Source organism: Neobacillus sp. DZ-9 (genome assembly GCF_059587065.1).
Genome location: NZ_JCAIOL010000010.1, coordinates 95,218 through 114,007, shown reverse-complemented (window position 1 = coordinate 114,007; position 18,790 = coordinate 95,218). Strand labels below are relative to the sequence as shown.

General features: G+C 37.0%; 20 protein-coding genes and 1 pseudogene. 6 read left to right on the top strand and 15 right to left on the bottom strand.

Annotated features, from left to right (window positions below; all coding sequences use genetic code 11):
• Window position 1: 1 nt before the first annotated feature.
• From AC59HZ_RS24270 to AC59HZ_RS24245, 6 genes are all read right to left on the bottom strand, one after another.
• Window positions 2-961: a sugar kinase gene (locus AC59HZ_RS24270; RefSeq protein ID WP_496548326.1), complete on the bottom strand. Its 960-nt coding sequence runs from the start codon at window positions 959-961 to the stop codon at window positions 2-4.
• The gene (locus tag AC59HZ_RS24265; protein WP_496548325.1) at window positions 949-1,719 is read right to left on the bottom strand and encodes a sugar phosphate isomerase/epimerase family protein; all 771 of its coding nucleotides are present in this window, start codon (window positions 1,717-1,719) and stop codon (window positions 949-951) included. The genes AC59HZ_RS24270 and AC59HZ_RS24265 overlap by 13 nt, the downstream gene beginning before the upstream one ends.
• Before the next feature lie 40 nt (window positions 1,720-1,759).
• Window positions 1,760-1,927 (bottom strand): hypothetical protein, encoded by a 168-nt coding sequence (locus AC59HZ_RS24260; protein ID WP_496548324.1) that lies wholly within the window; start codon window positions 1,925-1,927, stop codon window positions 1,760-1,762.
• Window positions 1,928-2,006: 79 nt separating this feature from the next.
• Window positions 2,007-3,182, bottom strand: coding sequence for a NupC/NupG family nucleoside CNT transporter (locus tag AC59HZ_RS24255; RefSeq protein ID WP_496548323.1), 1,176 nt, complete (start codon window positions 3,180-3,182; stop codon window positions 2,007-2,009).
• 1 nt (window position 3,183) lies between these two features.
• On the bottom strand, window positions 3,184-3,831 hold the full coding sequence (locus tag AC59HZ_RS24250) for an AmiS/UreI family transporter (protein WP_496548322.1): 648 nt from the start codon (window positions 3,829-3,831) through the stop codon (window positions 3,184-3,186).
• A 344-nt stretch (window positions 3,832-4,175) separates the two neighbouring features.
• The gene (locus AC59HZ_RS24245; RefSeq protein ID WP_496548321.1) at window positions 4,176-4,274 is read right to left on the bottom strand and encodes a hypothetical protein; all 99 of its coding nucleotides are present in this window, start codon (window positions 4,272-4,274) and stop codon (window positions 4,176-4,178) included.
• Between the two features lie 245 nt (window positions 4,275-4,519).
• Here AC59HZ_RS24245 and AC59HZ_RS24240 point away from each other — a divergent pair, with 245 nt between their 5' ends.
• The 3 genes and pseudogenes from AC59HZ_RS24240 to AC59HZ_RS24230 all read left to right on the top strand — a co-directional run bounded on the left by AC59HZ_RS24240 (window position 4,520) and on the right by AC59HZ_RS24230 (window position 7,737).
• Window positions 4,520-4,987, top strand: a complete 468-nt coding sequence (locus tag AC59HZ_RS24240; RefSeq protein WP_496548320.1) for a DUF8821 family protein — start codon at window positions 4,520-4,522, stop codon at window positions 4,985-4,987.
• Between the two features lie 293 nt (window positions 4,988-5,280).
• Window positions 5,281-6,471 carry an MFS transporter gene (locus AC59HZ_RS24235; protein ID WP_496548319.1) on the top strand — a complete coding sequence of 397 codons (1,191 nt, stop codon included), beginning with the start codon at window positions 5,281-5,283 and terminating at the stop codon, window positions 6,469-6,471.
• A 369-nt stretch (window positions 6,472-6,840) separates the two neighbouring features.
• A pseudogene (locus AC59HZ_RS24230) lies at window positions 6,841-7,737 on the top strand (PhzF family phenazine biosynthesis protein).
• Between the two features lie 39 nt (window positions 7,738-7,776).
• Here the strand turns inward: AC59HZ_RS24230 and AC59HZ_RS24225 are convergent.
• From AC59HZ_RS24225 to AC59HZ_RS24210, 4 genes are all read right to left on the bottom strand, one after another.
• Window positions 7,777-8,655, bottom strand: a complete 879-nt coding sequence (locus AC59HZ_RS24225) for a LysR family transcriptional regulator (protein ID WP_496548318.1) — start codon at window positions 8,653-8,655, stop codon at window positions 7,777-7,779.
• Window positions 8,656-9,061: 406 nt separating this feature from the next.
• Window positions 9,062-9,640 carry a bifunctional transcriptional activator/DNA repair enzyme AdaA gene (locus AC59HZ_RS24220; RefSeq protein ID WP_496548317.1) on the bottom strand — a complete coding sequence of 193 codons (579 nt, stop codon included), beginning with the start codon at window positions 9,638-9,640 and terminating at the stop codon, window positions 9,062-9,064.
• Window positions 9,641-9,661: 21 nt separating this feature from the next.
• A complete protein-coding gene (locus AC59HZ_RS24215) occupies window positions 9,662-10,438 on the bottom strand; it encodes an isocitrate lyase/PEP mutase family protein (protein ID WP_496548316.1) in 777 nt (258 codons plus the stop codon).
• Between the two features lie 294 nt (window positions 10,439-10,732).
• Window positions 10,733-11,323, bottom strand: coding sequence for an NAD(P)H-dependent oxidoreductase (locus tag AC59HZ_RS24210; protein WP_496548315.1), 591 nt, complete (start codon window positions 11,321-11,323; stop codon window positions 10,733-10,735).
• A gap of 119 nt (window positions 11,324-11,442) precedes the next feature.
• Here AC59HZ_RS24210 and AC59HZ_RS24205 point away from each other — a divergent pair, with 119 nt between their 5' ends.
• Window positions 11,443-11,871, top strand: a complete 429-nt coding sequence (locus tag AC59HZ_RS24205; RefSeq protein ID WP_496548314.1) for a MarR family winged helix-turn-helix transcriptional regulator — start codon at window positions 11,443-11,445, stop codon at window positions 11,869-11,871.
• Between the two features lie 55 nt (window positions 11,872-11,926).
• Here AC59HZ_RS24205 and AC59HZ_RS24200 read toward each other — a convergent pair whose 3' ends face one another.
• From AC59HZ_RS24200 to AC59HZ_RS24185, 4 genes are all read right to left on the bottom strand, one after another.
• Window positions 11,927-12,217 (bottom strand): hypothetical protein, encoded by a 291-nt coding sequence (locus AC59HZ_RS24200; protein ID WP_496548313.1) that lies wholly within the window; start codon window positions 12,215-12,217, stop codon window positions 11,927-11,929.
• A 64-nt stretch (window positions 12,218-12,281) separates the two neighbouring features.
• Window positions 12,282-12,779 (bottom strand): hypothetical protein, encoded by a 498-nt coding sequence (locus AC59HZ_RS24195; RefSeq protein ID WP_496548312.1) that lies wholly within the window; start codon window positions 12,777-12,779, stop codon window positions 12,282-12,284.
• A 194-nt stretch (window positions 12,780-12,973) separates the two neighbouring features.
• Window positions 12,974-14,428, bottom strand: a complete 1,455-nt coding sequence (locus AC59HZ_RS24190; protein WP_496548311.1) for a M20 family metallopeptidase — start codon at window positions 14,426-14,428, stop codon at window positions 12,974-12,976.
• A 3-nt stretch (window positions 14,429-14,431) separates the two neighbouring features.
• On the bottom strand, window positions 14,432-15,661 hold the full coding sequence (locus tag AC59HZ_RS24185) for an MFS transporter (protein ID WP_496548310.1): 1,230 nt from the start codon (window positions 15,659-15,661) through the stop codon (window positions 14,432-14,434).
• Window positions 15,662-15,796: 135 nt separating this feature from the next.
• Between AC59HZ_RS24185 and AC59HZ_RS24180 the strand changes: the two genes are divergently transcribed.
• The gene (locus AC59HZ_RS24180) at window positions 15,797-17,845 is read left to right on the top strand and encodes a helix-turn-helix domain-containing protein (RefSeq protein WP_496548309.1); all 2,049 of its coding nucleotides are present in this window, start codon (window positions 15,797-15,799) and stop codon (window positions 17,843-17,845) included.
• Between the two features lie 53 nt (window positions 17,846-17,898).
• On the opposite strand, the gene AC59HZ_RS24175 is transcribed toward AC59HZ_RS24180, so the two are convergent.
• Window positions 17,899-18,546, bottom strand: a complete 648-nt coding sequence (locus tag AC59HZ_RS24175) for a response regulator (RefSeq protein WP_496548308.1) — start codon at window positions 18,544-18,546, stop codon at window positions 17,899-17,901.
• A 16-nt stretch (window positions 18,547-18,562) separates the two neighbouring features.
• Here AC59HZ_RS24175 and AC59HZ_RS24170 point away from each other — a divergent pair, with 16 nt between their 5' ends.
• Complete coding sequence (locus AC59HZ_RS24170; protein ID WP_496548307.1) at window positions 18,563-18,748, top strand: methyltransferase family protein; 186 nt, start codon at window positions 18,563-18,565, stop codon at window positions 18,746-18,748.
• The last annotated feature ends 42 nt before the right edge of the window (window positions 18,749-18,790 follow it).

Genomic DNA, 18,790 nt, shown 5'->3' with positions numbered 1-18,790 from the left:
GTCATTTCACTCCCTGTAAATTTTCTTCTATATATTCTTGCAGTTGATTTTGAGTTGGATAGCCATCGTTGTCTCCTGGTGATTGAACAGCTAGAGAACCAATTGCATTTCCCCTTGCAACTGTTTCCTGAATCGAAAGTTTCTCCAAGAGTCCGCTAATGACACCAACAGCGAAACCGTCGCCGGCCCCAACCGTATCAATAACCTCTTTCACTTTAAAGCCTGGAACTGTTCCTTCTTCAAAAGCAGTTTTATAAAAGGCGCCTTCTTCACCAAGCTTGATCACCACAAGCTCAACACCACTTTCTAAGTAAAAAGAAGCAATATCTCGCGGATTCTTATAACCGGTCAAGATTACACCTTCTGTAATTCCCGGCAGCACATAGTTAGCTCGAAAGGCAACGGCATTGATTTGTTCCACCATTTCTTCTTTTGATGCCCAGAGTGATGGCCTTAGATTCGGATCAAACGAGACGGTTCGGCCGTTATTTTTCATAAAAGATAATGCATGTTTAGCATAAGCCCTTGCCTGTTCCGAAATAGCCAATGGAATCCCGGTTATATGCAGGTGTTTGGCGGATTGAAAATAATCTTCATTGAAATCAGCGATTTTCAGGTGGCTTGCAGCCGATCCTTTTCTGAAATATTGTACCTCAGGATCCCCCTCCAACACTTTGGATTTCAGTTGAAACCCTGTTGGATGCTGTTCATCCATTAATACCTGCTCAATGTTGACGTTTTCATTTTTAAGCCGTTCAATAATGAACCTTCCAAAAGCATCATTGCCTACCTTACTGACCCAGCCAGCCCGATGGCCCAGCCGGGCAAGGCCGATGGCCACATTGGTTTCCGCACCAGCAAGCTCGAGGGTGAATTGATTGATTTGGTGTAAGGAACCAGGCTGATTGGCCATAAACATCGCCATCGCTTCACCAAAGGTAATGACATCTAGCTGTTGCATGAAATTGCCTCGCTTTCTAATACTAATTCCGAGATTAAATCAATATAGTCCTTCGTTTTCTCTTTCGGCTCAATCGGGAATTCAAGCGCTTTCACCATTGTGCTAGGAAATTGCTGCATGACTTTTCTCCAGCTATGATTCCCTTCCCTTTGAAGTGGTACCGTAATTGGCCCCTCTTCCACTTGTTTTAAATGTAGATAAAGGACGTACGGTGAGAGCTTATCCAGAGCATCCTCTACACTTTGGCCAGAATAATACCAATTCCCGGCATCGAAGGTCATTTTAACGGGAACTTCCTGTTCGGTAACGTTTTCAAAAAAGGATGTTAACTGGCTGACATTCCCGCCATGGGGCGTCTGGTCATTTTCGACCAATAATTGAATCTCTTTGTATTGGTTTAGGAAAGCCGCAAGTTCACTCATGCTTGAAGTTTCCTTTTTATAGTACCCAAGTGACACCTTAAGCCACTTTGCCCCTAGCGTCAGAGTCTCTTGGAAAATCTCAGTTAATTCCCTGTAATTTAATTGATGATCCTCTTTCCATAATTCAATGGGAGCGGAGTATACAGCAAAAAGTCCATTGCTTGCCATTTCATTTTGAATGTTATCTAGCTGCGGATCTTGGACCGGCAATAATTCACGGCGAATCTCGACTCCATAAGCTCCTGATTGAGCAATAAGACTGATAAAGGATTCCTGCCCATTCGCTAACACTTCGAATCTATCAAAAGCATTCATCGGAACAATCACGTTTTGCATGTTAAAGATCCTTTCTAAGCTGTAATTTCGATAAATCGATTTAGTAAACCGATTTAGTAAATCGATTTATTTTTATTATAAAGACAATGTAAGCGTTTTTCAATAGGGGAATTTTTATTTTTTTTGGCACCGTTAAACTTGGTTGTTGATTTGCGCTCCAGGCACTTCGCTTTCCGCTCCAATCAACAATGGCTTTTAACACTGCCATTTTTTTATAGGAAAAATAAAAACCCCTCTCATCACTTTTGTTTGTAAAAGTGATAAGAGGGGTTTTCAATATTAAATGATTATAGGAATAGACCTACCATCGTTCCAGTTAAGACTGATCCCATTGTAGCTACTAACAATACCTTAAGACCAACCTTCGCTAACTCACTTGCCTTTTCATTATTGATTGCTTGTACAGTTCCCAAAATAATACCAATAGATGAAAAGTTAGCGAAAGATACCAAGAATGCTGATACGATGCCTACCGTCTTATGAGACATATGAGGGATCATTTTCATGAAGTCTAACATAGCAACGAACTCGTTAGCGGCTACCTTAGTACCCATGACTGAGCCAGCTTTAATAATCTCATTTGCAGGTATACCCATGATCCATGCGATAGGAGCAAATACATATCCAAGTACGCCAGTGAAAGAGATACCGAAGATGGAAGTGAAAATCCAGTTAACGGCTGCGATTAATCCTACATACGTGATAAGCATAGCGCCTACGATTAAGGCCGTCTTTCCGCCAAGCAATGTCCAGTTCCCGATTGCTTCGAAAAGAGATTTTTCTGGAATCATTCCCTTAATATCGATTATTTCATCTTCTTCTTTGCGAACAGGACATACGATTGTTGAAAGGATAAGTCCAGAGAATACGTTAATTGGTAACGCAACCAATACGAACTCCGCAGGAATCATTTGCATGTATGCACCTAAGATTGAACAGCTTACCGCAACAAGAGAAGAAGTAACAACTACGAACAAGCGATTACCAGAAAGATTAGGAATGAATGACTTAACAGAAAGGATAGCAGAAGTATCACCAAATACCATGGAATTTACCGCAACAAATGATTCCACCTTTGGTAGACCTGTTATTTTACTTACTGCACCACCAATGTATTTAATAGCCAATGGTAATATTCTTGAATAAGTCAGTATACCTAAAATAGCTGTTACGAATACAATCATCATTAGAACATTTACAAAGAATAAATTCTTTCCTGCAAGGTCACCGAATACGAATGAGATACCGTCATTACCGAAAGAAAGAACTTTGTTAAAACCATCTACGATCTTGTGCAGAACTTTTTTACCGATTGAAGTATTTAGCATAAACCAAGCAATTAACAACTGAACGACAGTCATGATACCAACGGCACGATAGTTGATGTTTTTCTTATCATTTGACATCATCCAGGCTATGCCCATGAGAAGAAGGATACCAACGATTCCAATTATGATTGACATATTATTTTACCTCCAAAGCATTGATTACATGGATTGTTTGAGTTCTTTTCTCTTTATTATTTGAAAACTTCCATCTAAAAAAACTAAAAATAAAATAAACAATAGCTAGAATTAATACGCAGGTCCAGATTCGGGAGACATTTGGTGTACCCCAGACACCTAAAAAATAAAGGAGCGCTGGGATGGTTAACGTTACCCAGGATTGAACAAAGGCAACCAGTCCAATATAATGTTCGATTTTTTTATTAAGCGCATTTGATAAAAAGAACAGAAACCATAAAAATGTCCACATGCCCCATGTTAATGCATTGACCGCATCATGAAAGTGAATAATAGATGTTAAGGTATATACGACACCAACTATACTAACCCAAAGACTAAACCAACCGAGTCCGCTTCCTTCAAGACCCTTTAAGGCGGTGAACCCAACATATAAATAAGTTAAGCCAAATAGAAAAATTGATGCATTATTATAAAGCTCCCAATGATCTTGATTCGAAACAACAATCAAATAGGATGGAATAATCATTTGAATGGTACCAACGAAAAGATTAAAAATACCAACACTTTTTGCATCCGCTTTCCCTAATAGCATAAGACTGTTTAGAAATAAGACGGCACCTGAAAGAAATAAACCAACAAAACCCATTATGTCCTCCTTCACCTTATCCACGAAATTTCCAGCTATATTTTTATCAAGATATAATTTTTCATGAAACGCTTTCATCGTTAAATACCTAAATAATATAACATACATTTTGAACAAAAGTTAAATTAAATTTGAACAAAATTTTAATTTATTTTTTTCCATTTTCTTTAAAAATGCCCATTTCTGAAGAATACTAATAATACATTCAAATTAATTTTAAAAAATATGAAATTTTGTAAAAGTTAGATGAAAAAATGTAAATATTAAGAACATAAAAAAAGCTGCCACAATGACAGCTCTGATTTATCTTTATAAAAGTTTTTTGGTGAACATCGAAAAGAATATTATTGCAAAACACCATTATTATCAAAATAATACCTTTTCCCATTAATGGTGTTAAACCCACCAAAAATACCAGACCGAAGATTTTCAAATATCCCCATTTTCTTCCTCTCCCTGATTATTTTTTCCTATAATTTTATTATATTACTAAATATTGCCTATTTTTATGAATTTTATAGATTACCAACTTCACAAAAAAATATAGCTTTCCACTGGATACAGAAGGAAAACTCGTCTTCTTATTGAAATAATAGTGACGTATCCCTATTCATCTTATTGTACATACTGATATCGTGAATGCGGATTCTTATTGTTAGGAAATAAAGAGAGAAATGGAGGGACGGAAATGTCCTATACTGTTGATTTTAAAAATGTGTCTGCGGTTGGTTTAGAGTCTTCACCTGTAGTAGAAGCGCTTGCTGGTTTACGAGCCAATGAAGCCCGTTACTTTATGACTAAGTACAAGCATGAATTTACGGTTGTACCAGCTAGCGAAAGCCAGGATACCCTTGATTATGTGAACCGAATTTTAAAAGAAGAACGTGATATAGAGTTTGCTGCCAAACCGTTAGAAACGTCGCGTTTTCAAGTGGAAAACATCAAAATGGCCTACGTCTTTTATGAGGATGGTCTTGAGGTCAACGTCATGTATACGGTTGATGGCCCCAAGCCGAAGCGGGCCGTTGGTTTTAAGCTTTCTGAGGGAATGGAGATACCAAAGGAGTTAGAAGAGAAGTTTAAGTTTGCTAGACAGAAGTCTAAACTAGCTGGAACCATTCGGGGCTCGTTTTTTGTCATTAAAGGAGAATATTAAAGTAAGCAAAAGCACAAGTTTTTTTAAAAGGATCTTTTTTAAGCCAAAAATATGCAAGTTTTTAACTTGTATATTTTTGGCTATTTATTTTTCCAACAAAAAACCTCATTTACTTATGGTAAGGTTCACCTTAACGATCATAACAGCGAAAAAAAGGTGGTCTTTAAAGATTGTAGCTAATAAATGGCTGGTAAAAAGTATGGGCTTTCCTAGTAAAAATGTTTTATGGTATGATGTTTTAATTGTTTACTACCATGTTTCACATCTACATTCATCTAAGAAAAGAGGTATTTATGTACTCTACTGAATTATCCAAGCGACATTGGTTGCTCATCTTTACACTTTCTTTATTAACATTTGTTCTCGGGACAAGCGAATTTGTTATCGTCGGGATCTTAACCGATATTTCCTCAGGTCTTCATATAGCAAATGAAAAAGCAGGCACACTCGTTTCTGCGTTCGCCATTACATTTGCCATTGCTACACCACTCGTGATGAGCGCAACAAGTCATTTTCCTAAGCGTAAATGGATGTTGTTTTTGATAGGAGCATTCATCATCCTGAATGCTTTGTGTGTGATTTCGACGAGCTACATCACGCTCCTTGTACTTCGGATGATGACGGCAATTGTAACAGGAGTTTTAATCTCCCTTGCCATGATTGTTGCCAGTGAAACCATTCCAAGCGCCAAACGAGGGCTTGCTATATCATTTGTTTTCGGTGGTTTTACCCTTGCGAACGTGATAGGAGTACCAATTGGCACTGCCATCGCTGAATGGTACAACTGGAATGCACCCTTCCTGTTAACGACTTTTCTGGGTGGAATTGCGTTTTTGGCATCTTTCTTCGTTTTGCCTAAAAAGCTCAGTCAATTTCGCAGTTCAATGCGTGATCAATTTTCTTTGTTGACACACCCACGAATCTTAATGGCGTTTTTCATTCCATCTTTAGGATTTGGAGCGACGTATGCCGTTTATACTTATCTTGTTCCGATCCTGAATGGAATGGAAGCACCGAGTAATTCAATCAGTTTGATATTGTTTGGTTACGGCTTTATTTCGATTTTCAGCAACATACTCGCTGGTAAAATTGCGAGCTACAATGCGATCGGGCGCCTTCGCATTGTTTTCCTTTTGCAAGCAATTGTTCTAGTCAGCTTATATTGGACGACAAATAATTTACTCTTTGGATTGATTAACATTGGCTTGATGTCTTTAATGGCCATCCTTTTAACCACATCTACCCAGCTTTATTTGATTGACCTTGCAGGTATTTATCAACCAAAAGCGACAGGACTCGCTGCTTCACTGATGCCAGTCGCAAGCAATATTGGTATTGCCTTGGGTTCCGCAGCAGGCGGAATGGTTTACCATCAAGGTAATTTGATGAGTGTGACATGGGTCGGCGGGTTGATTGCAATACTAGCAAGTCTTCTAACTTTTCTAAGCCATCACTTGGACCAAAAACAAACAAAACCCGCATAAGAGAGAATCTGCGTACGCTTTGGCAAGCTTTGTTTTGACACCTACAGATGGACAAAATCTTTCCGTGGCCTATTAAAAGAAGAAAGAAGTATCAAGAACGTTGAAGTTTTCTTTGATACTTCTTTCAATTACCTCAAAACCAATACCTCTAAAAAACAATCGGAATCCTACTACCTCTAATTGGCACAAAGACCTTTTGTCCCTTTATCCTCTCCCCTGTATATGGTACGGTTCACCTAATAATTCTAATTGAGGTTTAAAATGCATTAGTATTTTCGATTTATTACATAAGAAAGATTCATTTTACTAATGCATCGCCAAGGCATAGTATGGAGGTATCAAGAATTGTTTGAAAGGAGTTAATAAAAGATGAGAGAAATCAGAGTTTATCATGTAGATGCTTTTACAACTGAAAAATTTGGAGGTAATACAGCAGGCGTAGTGTTAGATGCTGAAAGATTAACTGAAGATGAAATGCAAAGTATTGCAAAAGAGCTAAATTTACCTGAATCTGTTTTTTTACTACCTTCAAATAATGAAAAGGTAGATTATAAAGTGAAATATTTTACTCCTACTGAAGAAATCAATTTTTGCGGACATGCAACAGTTGGGTTAACCTGGCTTTTGGCGACAGAGTTTGGTTTAGCAGAGAAAAAAGAAGGAATTGTGTTAGAAACGAACATTGGTAATGTACCTGTTATCTGGCATAAAGAAAATGGAACCATAATTGATGTGGAAATGACCCAAATTACACCCAAAACCCAAGATTTCTCCATTGACCTTGCACAGCTTAGTCAGCTAATCGGTGTCAAAGCTGCAAGCATCGACCTAACCTATCCAATCAAACTAGCTAATACAGGTAACTGGCATTTACTCGTTCCAATTAAAGATCAATTTGCGATCGACCAAGCCATTCCAGACTTAGCGGCTTTAGGAAAGCATAATAAAGAACATAATATCAGTACGACACATCTTTATACTTTTAACACACCAAATGAATATGATTTATATACAAGAGATTTCGCACCTGGTATCGGTATTCCTGAAGATCCTGTTACTGGTGCTGCAAATGGGGCATTGGCTGGTTTACTCTATTAAGAAGGGATTATCCCCCAAAGTGAACCGACACATCTTAAAATCGCTCAAGGAAATGCAATTGGAAGACCCGGAACGCTTTACGTGTCGGTCATCCCAACTGAATCAGAACCAGTCATCAAAGTAGCAGGAGCAGCAACCATTACCATTCGCGGCATTTTAACTTTATAAACAAGATCAGCTTGAATTAGATTCCTTCTTAAGGACCTCTTATTCAAGCTGCATTTGTTTAAATTTTTCCTTTGTAATCTCTATAAATTTCTTTACTGAAGGTGACGCTAGCTTAATAGATTTTATGGCTATACCTATTTCACGATACAAATCTGTTTCAAGCGGAATCACTTTCGTGTTAGGAATGTTTTTCGGTAAGACCATTTCTGGGATAATCGTTATCCCTAGCCCTTCTTGAACCATAGAAATGATTGTATTGTTATCTTCTATTTCAAAAATCACATTCAGATGTACGTTATTTTCTCTTAAAAGCCTTTTTACTAAAACTTCACAGCCTGCTTTCGGCATTATAAACGACTCATTATCTATTGATTTTACCGATACTCGTTTCAGTGTGTTCATTCGGTGACTTTCATGTACTAAAACAAATAATTCGTCTTTGAATAATTGAATGGTATCAAATTCCTTGGATGGAAGCGCTAAAAAACCCATATCAATTGCTCCTGAAGAGATCCATTCTTTAATATCGCCATAGCCACCTTCGTATAGCTCTATCTGGATACCTGGGTATTTTTTTATAAAGATACGAATGAGACCCGGGAGAAATCTTGATGAAAAACTAGGGAAGGTACCGATTTTTATGCTTCCTACTTCGATCCCTTGAATAAGTGCAGCTTCCTGCTCAAGCATTTTTCCATAATGAAGTATCTGACGAATATGTGGTAAAACTCGCTCTCCTGCATCGGTTAAAGCTATTCCATTCCGATTACGCAGAAGCAATACAATTCCTAATTCTGTTTCAAGTGTTGAAATGTTATGGCTTACCCCTGATTGAGTCAAACCTAGTTTTTCACCAGCTTTTGTAAAACTGCCACTTTCAACAACTGTTAAAAAAACTTCGTACTGGAAAATTGCCAACGCCCTCACCCCGTTCATCAAGCAAATCAAAGATTTATTTTTTATTGTTCAATACCATGAAACTGAAAAAATGCAATAATCCATAACAACGGAAATAAATTAATCAAAACCGTAAATCGTTTCTTTTTCACTCAGTCAAAAACCTCACTATACTATCAATATAACTAATTAAATAAGGGCAGTACAATAAGAATCTTTTTATTGGTAAAAGCTGACCCAAATGGCTGTAAAACCCTTCAAATTTAACGTTAATAATTAAAAATACAATAAATGAGCAGGCTTATGGTAGCCTGCTCATTTATTTTCTTGAAGTATTAAATAGGTAGTCATTCTTTTCTCCACAGACCTCCTGAATAACCAGTTAAATTCCCATTTGAACCGATTAGGATAAATCTCCAAATAGGATTCATGATCGATCCAATTCATTTAGGAGTTCCTTTCGATATTCACTAGGAGAACAGTTTTTTAAGCGTCGAAATACTTTATAAAAATTGGAAGTACTCTGGAATCCAACCTCATAGCAAATCTCAAGGTTCGTCAAGGTTGTGCATTTTAGAAGGTGGGCTGCTTTGTCGATGCGTATTTTTTCTAAATAAGCCCTTGGTGTCTCAGAGGTTTCCTGTTTAAATAAGCGTTCCAAATAAAAGGGACTCAAACCGACTTGATCCGCTATATCTTTTAATATCAAATTTTGTTTATAATGATTAACTAGGAATGTAATGGTATTTCTGACAAGCTCAATATGCGGGGAATGCTCAACTTCTGGCTGACATCTTTTGCAAGGACGATAACCAGCTTTTTCAACTTCATTCATGTCATAGTAAAATTCAACATTTATTTTTTTGGGCTTCCTTGATCTGCAGGAAGGCCGGCAGTATATTTTCGTGGTTTTTACTGCCGTAAAAAATAGCCCATCATATTTCCGATCACAAGCGATGATTTTCTCCCACTTTTCTTCAAATGAAAGAATGATATTATTCAGCATGTAACCCACTATCCTTTCACATTAGTGCTCGTTCTCATACAAAAGGGAAGTATCCTTAAAATCTAATAATTCACCAACCTTCTTTTCTAAATATGCAATCACTTTATCAGATAGGGCATTTCCAAAACTGAATCGTCTCACACCTAATTCTTTAACCTTATTACAATTCGTTAGTCCAGGTAAAGATAATACATTTACTGGCGCACTAACATTCCTTGTGATTTCTTTGATCTCATCATTCTCTCTTAAACCGGGAACAAAAATCCCGCTAGCACCGCTCTCAACATATGCCTTTGCTCGTTCAATTGTTTCCAATAGGGGATTTTCCATTTGAAAGTAAGTATCGGTTCTGGCGTTTATATAAAAATTATTATAACCATTATTTTCTAACGCCGTTCTAATTTTACTTAAAAGGTCACAGTGTCTTGACGCCTCTCTTAACCCCTTTTGTTTTTTGAATGAATCCTCAATATTGATACCGGCAACCCCTACATCTGCGGTCTTTAAAACATTATCAACAATTGTTTGGGTATCTTCGCCATAGCCCGCCTCGATATCAGCAGAAACAGGAATTTTCACATTCTTTACAATGGTTTTGATGATGCCTAAATGTCTGTCAAAACCAATCAGTTCTCCATCTGCATACCCTAGTGAGTTTGCAATACCCCAACTGGTTGTACCAATTGCTTTGAATCCTGCTTTTTCAAGCGTTAAGGCGGAAAGTAAGTCCCAAGCGTTTCCTAGAAATAATAGTTCCTCTGAAAAATGTAGTTCATTGAATACCTGAATCTTATTCATTTTATTTCCCTCCAAATGTTAGTGGACCCATTTTAACAAGTAATCAACCTCCATTTCGTCCTCATTCTTGCTCTTATGGTCTGCTCTAGGAAAAGAAAAAAGTGAAGCATTATTATGCTCCACTTCTAAAGTCGATTAGAAAAAACTCATTTACTTATGATACGGTTCACCGTGACTAGTCTAAATAAGGTAAAATAACTGCCAACTTTTTTAAAAATTCAATAAAAGCCAAAAAAAGAATTTCAATTCTTAATAAAACTAGCTTAATTAATGAGATTTCACTACTAAACATATTTAACAACATTCTATTTTTTTAAAATAATGGTAAACCTTCTCAAGTTTTTTTGTCTGTTTTCCTTTAGTGCTCTCCATTTTACCGAATTCAAAGAATTTAACTTTGTTAATTCCTACAAATTGAAATAAGGCCCTTTTCATTAATATTTTGTGGGCATTATTTAACCAAAGGAGAGGGTATTTTGCAGGCCCCTTCATAGTGGAAATACATACAACTGACTTTCCTTTCAACAGCCCCTCTGGCAGAAGCCCCTTCTTATCCCGATAAGCAAAGTTTGCTGCAAACATCTGATCAATGTATCCCAGCAGCATCGCGGGTGGGCGTCCCCACCAAATTGGGTAAACAAAGACTATCAAGTCAGCCCATATAATTTGTTTCCTGTATTTTTCTAGGTGAGGATCACGATGCATATCACGTCTTCGCTTATTCTCATTAAAAACCAGGAGAGGATTAAAACCCTCTTCATACAAATCCAGCACCTGCAATTCCGTAATGTTTAAGTTTTCGTTACATCCATTGATTACTTTTTGTAAAAAAGCATAGCATAAACTTTGGTGATTAGGATGTGTGTAAATAATTAACGTCTTCATAAACCCACCCCGTTTACTTATCAATTGATAACAAAATCATAGCATCCATTTAATTTAGTTGTCAAATGATAATTGTTATTTGATAACTTATTTGATACTTTATAAAAGAGGTGAGTTTTATGGACAAAATAAATCTTTTTAATAAATGTGTATCATTTATTACTTCTGTTCATCGAGTAACGCATGAATTAACAAAAAACTCTAAATCTACTTCCATTACACCAATTCAATATAAAATTCTTGAATATATAACCGTTAGTCAGCCTGTAACTCTTAGTGAAATTAGTGATTGCCAGCATATATCTATGCCAAATACCAGCCGTGAATTGAAAAAGTTAAGTGAGAAAAATTTAATTGAAAAGTTAAGTGATACTGCGGACCGACGAAAACAATACATTCGTCTTTCAGAGGTGGGAGAAGCCATGATGAGTGAAACCTTTAAGAGTTTAGAATCTCTTTTCCTCTCTCGTATACAAAATGCTTCGAAAGAAGACTTGGATGATATAGAACATGCAATTGAAATTCTGCAAACAAGATTGTTTTATTAATAATAGAAATCATCAAAATAGCACCCATTTGAGGGTGCTATTTTAATGATTTCTGTTAATGAATCCTTTGTTTCAATTGCTTCATAAGTTCTTCCTTTGTCAAATTAGGTTTTACCTCACCTAAGTACAGGAGTTCACCATACTTTTTCTCTTCAGCCCCCAACTTCACAATCTTATCTGAATACTGATTAAGCGAATTGTTTTGAGCTGTTTCAATATGATTGTGCAGTCCGACCGTATGGAGAAGCTCGTGAAGGATGACCCCGTTTCGATAATCTCTTGTGATTTCCTTATCCGTTCCAATCAGAGTTAATGCTTCCATGGTCCCGTATGCAGGTGAGATCATTCATCTATTAAAAATGAAATCTCTTTCGTAGCTGTTAATCCATTCGGCTTTGTCGCAGTAATCCTTAGTTTATGCTCTCCTGGCTGTTGAATCGGCTTATCCAGGGGAACTCTTTTCCATTTAGGGCAGCTTTATAGGTGACTTCCTTTTCCTTATCAATGGTGAAATTAGCTTTTTTAAAATAGACCTTTTGTATCCCCTCCTTTATGCGTGGTGTAATCGGAGGCTTATCATCCACGACAAAGGTATAGGAAACCTGCTTCTTTTTCCAAAGAATGGTGGACTCGCCTTTAAGGACGTAGTTTCCATTCTCTTTTACCGTATAGTTCGAAGTAATTCTCTTTCCATTTAATGTAACCTTTGTAGTCCCAAAGCTTTCATTCAAATGAATATTTGGATACACAGCATAAACCTCGCCATTTTCTATACCGCTGAGTTTTATTGAAGGTTCTATAAAAATAATAAATCCTAGCAAAAGAACAAGTATTCCTGCAAAAAACAAACTTAGGAAGGGCGTTCTTTTTCCCGCACTCTTCTTAATGACTTCCTCTATATTTCTCATGAACCAACCTCATTTCATTTTTCGACAGTTTTCTATCTTTATTATTCTGCTAAAGGATAAAGATTCCTGTTTCCGGTTCAATTTATGCTGTAATTTTTTAGAAAAACAAAAGACACCCATAATGGGTGCCAATTAAAAATGGTAGAGGTCTCTTCTGTAAAAACTTTTTTCCATTCCCCTCCAGACGAGGAATTTCATATTTGTTGATATACCTTTTGTTTATATTTCGGAGGTGTAAGCTCTTCCGGGATTAGGGATGTATAAGTTTCCCCATCGAGTCTTTTTATTAACTCCAATTTGGCCTTTTCAAGTAATTCAGGGTTTTCAAGAGCCGAAATAGCGGTACATGCGATTGCTTTTCCAGCTAATAACATGGCATCATGGGCATAGCTTTCTTTACCTTGTGCCACAGCCTGCCAAGTGTGAAACGGTGTTCCAAACGCCCAGGTGGAAGTAACACATTGTGCTGTTGGAACATTCCAACTAACATCGGCCACATCTGTAGAACCACCCATAAATGTTTCCTTTTCTGAAAAAGGAACTATAAACTCGGCAATAGGTCGTTCGGCTAATTGAGAAGCTCCCTGTTTCCCAACTTGTAAAGCTGCCGTGCGCTTTTCCTCATCAGTCAAAGTTTCATAGATTGTTTTTGCATAGTTTATATCATCCTCAGCAGCAAGTGGAGCTCCTATTTCTTGCATAAATTGATACATGACCTTTCCAAGAGTCAGGTTAGGAATTAAATTATGACAAGATCCTTGAATTTCAAAGTCAAGCTTCGTTTGCGTCATCAGTGACGCTCCGCGGGCACAGTCTACTACCCTGTCATAAAGCTCTTTTACCTGATATGGTTTCGGTGCACGGATTAAATAGGTCACTTCAGCCTCAGCTTGAACTACGTTTGGAGCCATCCCTCCCGTATTAGTTACTGCATAATGAATGCGTGCCTCATCAATCATATGCTCCCTCATATAATTGACTCCGACATTCATTAGCTCGACAGCATCTAAAGCACTTCTACCCAAATGGGGAGCTGCAGCAGCATGGGCACTTCTCCCTTTAAACTTAAAGTGTGCATGGATGACAGCATTTGCTGTGGAGTGCATGATAGCATTCATTGTTGCAGGATGCCATGAAAAGGCAGCATCAACATCTTTAAAAAGGCCGTCTCTTGCCATAAATGTTTTCCCGTATCCACTTTCTTCTGCCGGGCAGCCGAAATATTGTACCGTTCCAGAAAGATTATGTTCTTTCATATAATCCTTAACCGCAATAGCGGCAGCGATAGAACCTACTCCCAGCAGATTATGCCCACAGCCATGGCCATTTCCATTTTTCATAATAGGCTCAAACGTATTGCTGCCCGCTTGCTGGCTTAGCCCTGCCAAAGCATCGTATTCACCGAGAATCGCAATGACCGGATGACCAGATCCAAATGAAGCGATAAAGCCTGTTTCAAGCTCAGCTATTCCTCTTTTTACCTCAAAACCTTCTTTTTCCATTGCTTCGCAAAGCAAATCAGCTGAACAGAATTCCTCAAATCTTGTTTCTGCATAATCCCATATTTGATCACTTAGCTTTGTATACAAGGTGCGTTTATCATCTATTAAATTTGTAATCTCTTCTGATAGAGTAGTCAATGATTCCATCTCCTAACCTGCTTGATTATTAATAAAAGCAACTGCTTTTTTAGAACGGATTGTAAATAAAGATCCAGCACATAATAGAGCGAAAATGATAAGCATGGTAAAAGCAGCCGTATAAGAACCTTTAAAAGCATCTACTAAAAATCCTATTAACATGGGAGTAAGGACACCAGCAAATTGTGCACCAGTGTTAATGAACCCATTGGCAGTTCCTACAACCTCTTCAGACAGGATTTTTAATGGCGCTGAGATGATCAGAATAATATTAAAGGACAATAATACGGTAACCATACTAGAATAGACAGTAAACATGGCTACGTTTGGCGCATAAGCCATTAAATAGAGAAAAACGGCAATGAATACTGCAAATAATGCTGCAATGACCTTATCTTTTCCTTCAGGCAATTTATCTAAAACATAGCCGCTTAACAGCATCGCAATAATACCTGCAAACGCTGGAATAGCCGAAATATATCCAACTGAAGTTAAATCAAGATGACGTACCTTTACTAAATAGGTTGGCATCCATGCCATTAATCCCCATTGCACGGCATAAATGGAAAAGTAGGCAATGAACAAATTCCATATAATCGGTGTTTTTAAAATAACTTTAAAAGGCGCTTTATGGTTGGAAGGGTTTTCATTCTTTTCTACAATTGACTCCTTTTGCTCCTTCAAGAAAAAGATGTATAGCAGTGCAACGATAATACCAACGGAACCCGCAATGTAAAAGATCATTCTCCAGCCAATACTTTGCATAAATTGAGTGCCCAAAATGGGGGTAAGGACACCCATTATCGAACCAGATGTCAGCATAATAGACATGGCACGGCTTCGTTCATTTAACGGAAACCAATTGGCAATTCCTTTAGATGCCGATGGAAAAAAGCTTCCTTCCCCAAGTCCAAAAAGAAATCGAATAAGGATAATAGACATGAAGGACCATGCCATTCCAGACATCATCGTGAAAACAGACCAGGCTATAACAGCCAAGATTATAATTTTTCGGAAACCAAAACGATCGGCCAGCCACCCACCTGGAATTTGCATTAAGGCATAACCTGCAAAAAAGCTACTTAAAATAATTCCTGTCTGGGAGGCATTTAATTGAAGATCCTTTGAAATACCAAGAATCGCATAATTCATAAAAAATCGATCAAAATTTCCAATTGACCACCCTAAAAATAGTAAAAGGATAATGACATACTTCCAGTTCTGCGATAATTTGGATACCATAAAGCTCCTCCTAGCGAATTTTGTTGAATTCTATTTAAGTATAGAAAATTTATACTATTCAAACAATGTTTGATCCTATATAATAATTACATAAATTATGTAGAGTTACACATAATCTTGCGAGGGGTGGAATAAGTGGATACCATAATGAAAATCAAACAATTTTTAATGGATGATTGTTGCCTTTCACATTTTCAACTTTGGGAAAGCATGAAAGGATTAGATTTTTCACTTGTTTTATCTCATCAATTTGACCAGCAAACTCCCGAACCAGAGAAATTTTTCAATGATAAAAGGATCGCCTATAAAACGTACACCGATTTCTACTATTATTATTCCAATCATACAACCATTGTTATCAGACTCAGCAGTTCATCCATGCTAAACACGGAAAGGATGGAGAAACTTGAATCGATCATAGATTTACATTATTTGAACGTAATTCTAGAAAGAGAAAAATATATTAGAAACAAAATGATGGAGAGTATCCGTGATATATCCATACTCGAAGATTTAGATGACTTATTAAAAAGAATCCTAGAAAATGCCTTATCTGTTATTCCAGTTGCCGATATGGGAGTTCTATGGATGTACGAACCAAGTTTAGATGTGCTATTTCCTAAAGCTTGGACGGGCGGCCCTAGTGAAGAAATCAAAAAAATGCGGATGAAGGTGGGTGAGGGGATTATTGGGAAAACCTTTAGAGATAATAAATCTTTTATCCTTACAAATGTTGAGGAAATTCTCTCAGAATCATCTAACATTTCATCGGATAACCTTTTTTATCTGTATAATTCTGTCCAATTTAACGATTTACAAGCCATTATTTCAGTTCCGATAATGGTAGAGGATCGTACTTTATGTGTATTAATCATTTACCAAAATGGCCCTAATCCCCTTTTAACGAAAGATGATCAACAGTTGTTAGAAAGCTTTTCGGATCAAGTTTCTATTGCCTTAATAAATTCGAGGCTCTACCAAAATCTCAAAAAACATAATGATCTTTTAATTCAACGGGATACAATCCACAATACTTTAATGAAAATGTCTCTTCAAAGTAAGGGATTAAAAAAAATCGCACATGAAATAAGAAAGATGATAGACCGTCCATTAATGATAGTAGACTTAACAGATAATCAGCTATATTCAAGTCCAACATCCTGGAATTTGGAGCTGCCTGCAGAGGTTATAAAAATAATTACAAAACGGCACTCTCCATCTTTGTTTACCAAAATGGAGTCTTCCAATGGCAAATCCTTGTATATTCATCCTATTATTGCGATTGATGTTCCGATTGGCATACTGACAGTTGAAATGGAGGAAGATGAGCTTTTTCCTTTAAACAAAATGATTATTGAACAGGCAAGTTCAGTGATTGCATTGGAGATTATCAGAAAACAAACACTTGTTGATTCTTATTATCAAAAAACAAATGATCTATTTAATGATTTTATTCAATGTCGAGACTATAACCTGATGCGCCAAAAGGCCATTGATCTGGGAATTGATCATCATCCCTATTATATGGCAATCATCATTCATCTTCATCCTCATGCAGATTTTCATTTTCTTAATATGCAAATGCACAATCTAATTGCACAAATACAAAAATATTTAGGAATATATGTTTCAATCGTTTTTGGTTATGGAAATAAGGTGACGCTTATTTGTCAGTTTAATAATGTTGGAGATCAAGACTATGTAAAAAAGAAACTGGAACTTATTCATTCCCATTGGATAAATCTTCATGATGAATCGCTTAAAATAGGGATTGGTACTTGCTATCCGAGTATGGATAATATAGCAAAGAGTTATTCCGAAGCAGATAAAGCCCTTTCTTTTCTTATTTCGAGGCAGCTTAAAAAAATCATAAATTTTCAGGACATTGGCATAAATCGTCTATTTATTCACCAACCTATCGATGATTTAAACTCTTTTGTGAATGAAGTATTTCTTCCCCTCCAAGCTGATAAAGAAGGTTCTTCAGATTTGGAACAAACCCTGCTTGCGTATATGGAAAACGATCGTCAAGCTACACAAACTGCCAAACTTCTGCATATCCATGTTAATACTTTATATCAAAGGCTAAAACGGATCGAAGAAAAGCTTCAAGTTTCCTTTTCGAATCAAGAAGACATTTTAAAACTTCAACTTGCATGTTATTTTAGGCATTCAATAATATAACTAAAAAAGATCACTCCATTTAGTTTGGTGATCTTTTTTACATATTTTTTATACTATTTCCCTTTAAGATAAATAATTAATTCCGACCGGCTTTTGAGTTCTAATTTATCGAGTATACGAGAAACATAGTTTTTTACTGTACCCTCTGTTAAAAATAAGGTTGTGCTGATAGTCTTATTACTCTTCCCCTGCATAATTTGTTCAACGACTTCGATTTCCCTTGGTGTCAGCAGTTTTGATAAATCTTTCTTTTCCACAGTTGTAGCAGAAGGGTATTCGGGAACCTGCTGAAGTGCATTGATCAGCCTGCTGGTCACTTGTGAATGAAGCATAAGCGTGCCCTCATGTGCTGCTTTGATGCATTTAATAATCTCTTTTAAGTCGGAGTCCTTCAGAATGAAACCATCTGCACCATTCTTCAGGCCATTGAAAATATACTCATCCTCATTAAACGTGGTTAAAATGATGACTTTCACATTGGGATAGCGTTCCTTAACGGCCTTCGTAGCCTCGATACCGTTCATCTTTGGCATTCTAATGTCCATTAAAATAACATCCGGGACCTTGCTTTCCAGCAGGAAAAGGAGTTCCTCACCGTTTGCCGCCTCCCCGATGACCCGAATTTCTTCATTTAAGCTTAATAACATTTTTAATCCATCTCTTACAATTCCTTGGTCATCAACAATGATAATTTCAACCATCTTCATCACTCCACACTTGTCACAAATTGGCTTGGGGCTTGCTTTTAATACATGGGTTGGATCTTTGATTATGTTTGTCTTTTTCATCATGGTATTCGGTTATCGTATCCGGATCGAAGAAAAAGCCTTGATAGAAAGCTTTCCGGAAGAATATCCACGGTATGTTCAAAAAACTTCGAGATTAATTCCGTTTGTTTTGTAAATAAAAAACAGCGGTGCCACAAAAGGGCGCCGCGGCAGGTGC

Bases quoted from the DNA above. Each gene is read 5' to 3' on its own strand.
- AC59HZ_RS24270 (WP_496548326.1), bottom strand. From the start codon at position 961: ATGCAACAGCTAGATGTCATTACCTTTGGTGAAGCGATGGCGATGTTT.
- AC59HZ_RS24265 (WP_496548325.1), bottom strand. From the start codon at position 1,719: ATGCAAAACGTGATTGTTCCGATGAATGCTTTTGATAGATTCGAAGTG.
- AC59HZ_RS24260 (WP_496548324.1), bottom strand. From the start codon at position 1,927: ATGGCAGTGTTAAAAGCCATTGTTGATTGGAGCGGAAAGCGAAGTGCC.
- AC59HZ_RS24255 (WP_496548323.1), bottom strand. From the start codon at position 3,182: ATGTCAATCATAATTGGAATCGTTGGTATCCTTCTTCTCATGGGCATA.
- AC59HZ_RS24250 (WP_496548322.1), bottom strand. From the start codon at position 3,831: ATGGGTTTTGTTGGTTTATTTCTTTCAGGTGCCGTCTTATTTCTAAAC.
- AC59HZ_RS24245 (WP_496548321.1), bottom strand. From the start codon at position 4,274: ATGGGGATATTTGAAAATCTTCGGTCTGGTATTTTTGGTGGGTTTAAC.
- AC59HZ_RS24240 (WP_496548320.1), top strand. From the start codon at position 4,520: ATGTCCTATACTGTTGATTTTAAAAATGTGTCTGCGGTTGGTTTAGAG.
- AC59HZ_RS24235 (WP_496548319.1), top strand. From the start codon at position 5,281: ATGTACTCTACTGAATTATCCAAGCGACATTGGTTGCTCATCTTTACA.
- AC59HZ_RS24220 (WP_496548317.1), bottom strand. From the start codon at position 9,640: ATGCTGAATAATATCATTCTTTCATTTGAAGAAAAGTGGGAGAAAATC.
- AC59HZ_RS24215 (WP_496548316.1), bottom strand. From the start codon at position 10,438: ATGAATAAGATTCAGGTATTCAATGAACTACATTTTTCAGAGGAACTA.
- AC59HZ_RS24210 (WP_496548315.1), bottom strand. From the start codon at position 11,323: ATGAAGACGTTAATTATTTACACACATCCTAATCACCAAAGTTTATGC.
- AC59HZ_RS24205 (WP_496548314.1), top strand. From the start codon at position 11,443: ATGGACAAAATAAATCTTTTTAATAAATGTGTATCATTTATTACTTCT.
- AC59HZ_RS24200 (WP_496548313.1), bottom strand. From the start codon at position 12,217: ATGATCTCACCTGCATACGGGACCATGGAAGCATTAACTCTGATTGGA.
- AC59HZ_RS24195 (WP_496548312.1), bottom strand. From the start codon at position 12,779: ATGAGAAATATAGAGGAAGTCATTAAGAAGAGTGCGGGAAAAAGAACG.
- AC59HZ_RS24190 (WP_496548311.1), bottom strand. From the start codon at position 14,428: ATGGAATCATTGACTACTCTATCAGAAGAGATTACAAATTTAATAGAT.
- AC59HZ_RS24185 (WP_496548310.1), bottom strand. From the start codon at position 15,661: ATGGTATCCAAATTATCGCAGAACTGGAAGTATGTCATTATCCTTTTA.
- AC59HZ_RS24175 (WP_496548308.1), bottom strand. From the start codon at position 18,546: ATGGTTGAAATTATCATTGTTGATGACCAAGGAATTGTAAGAGATGGA.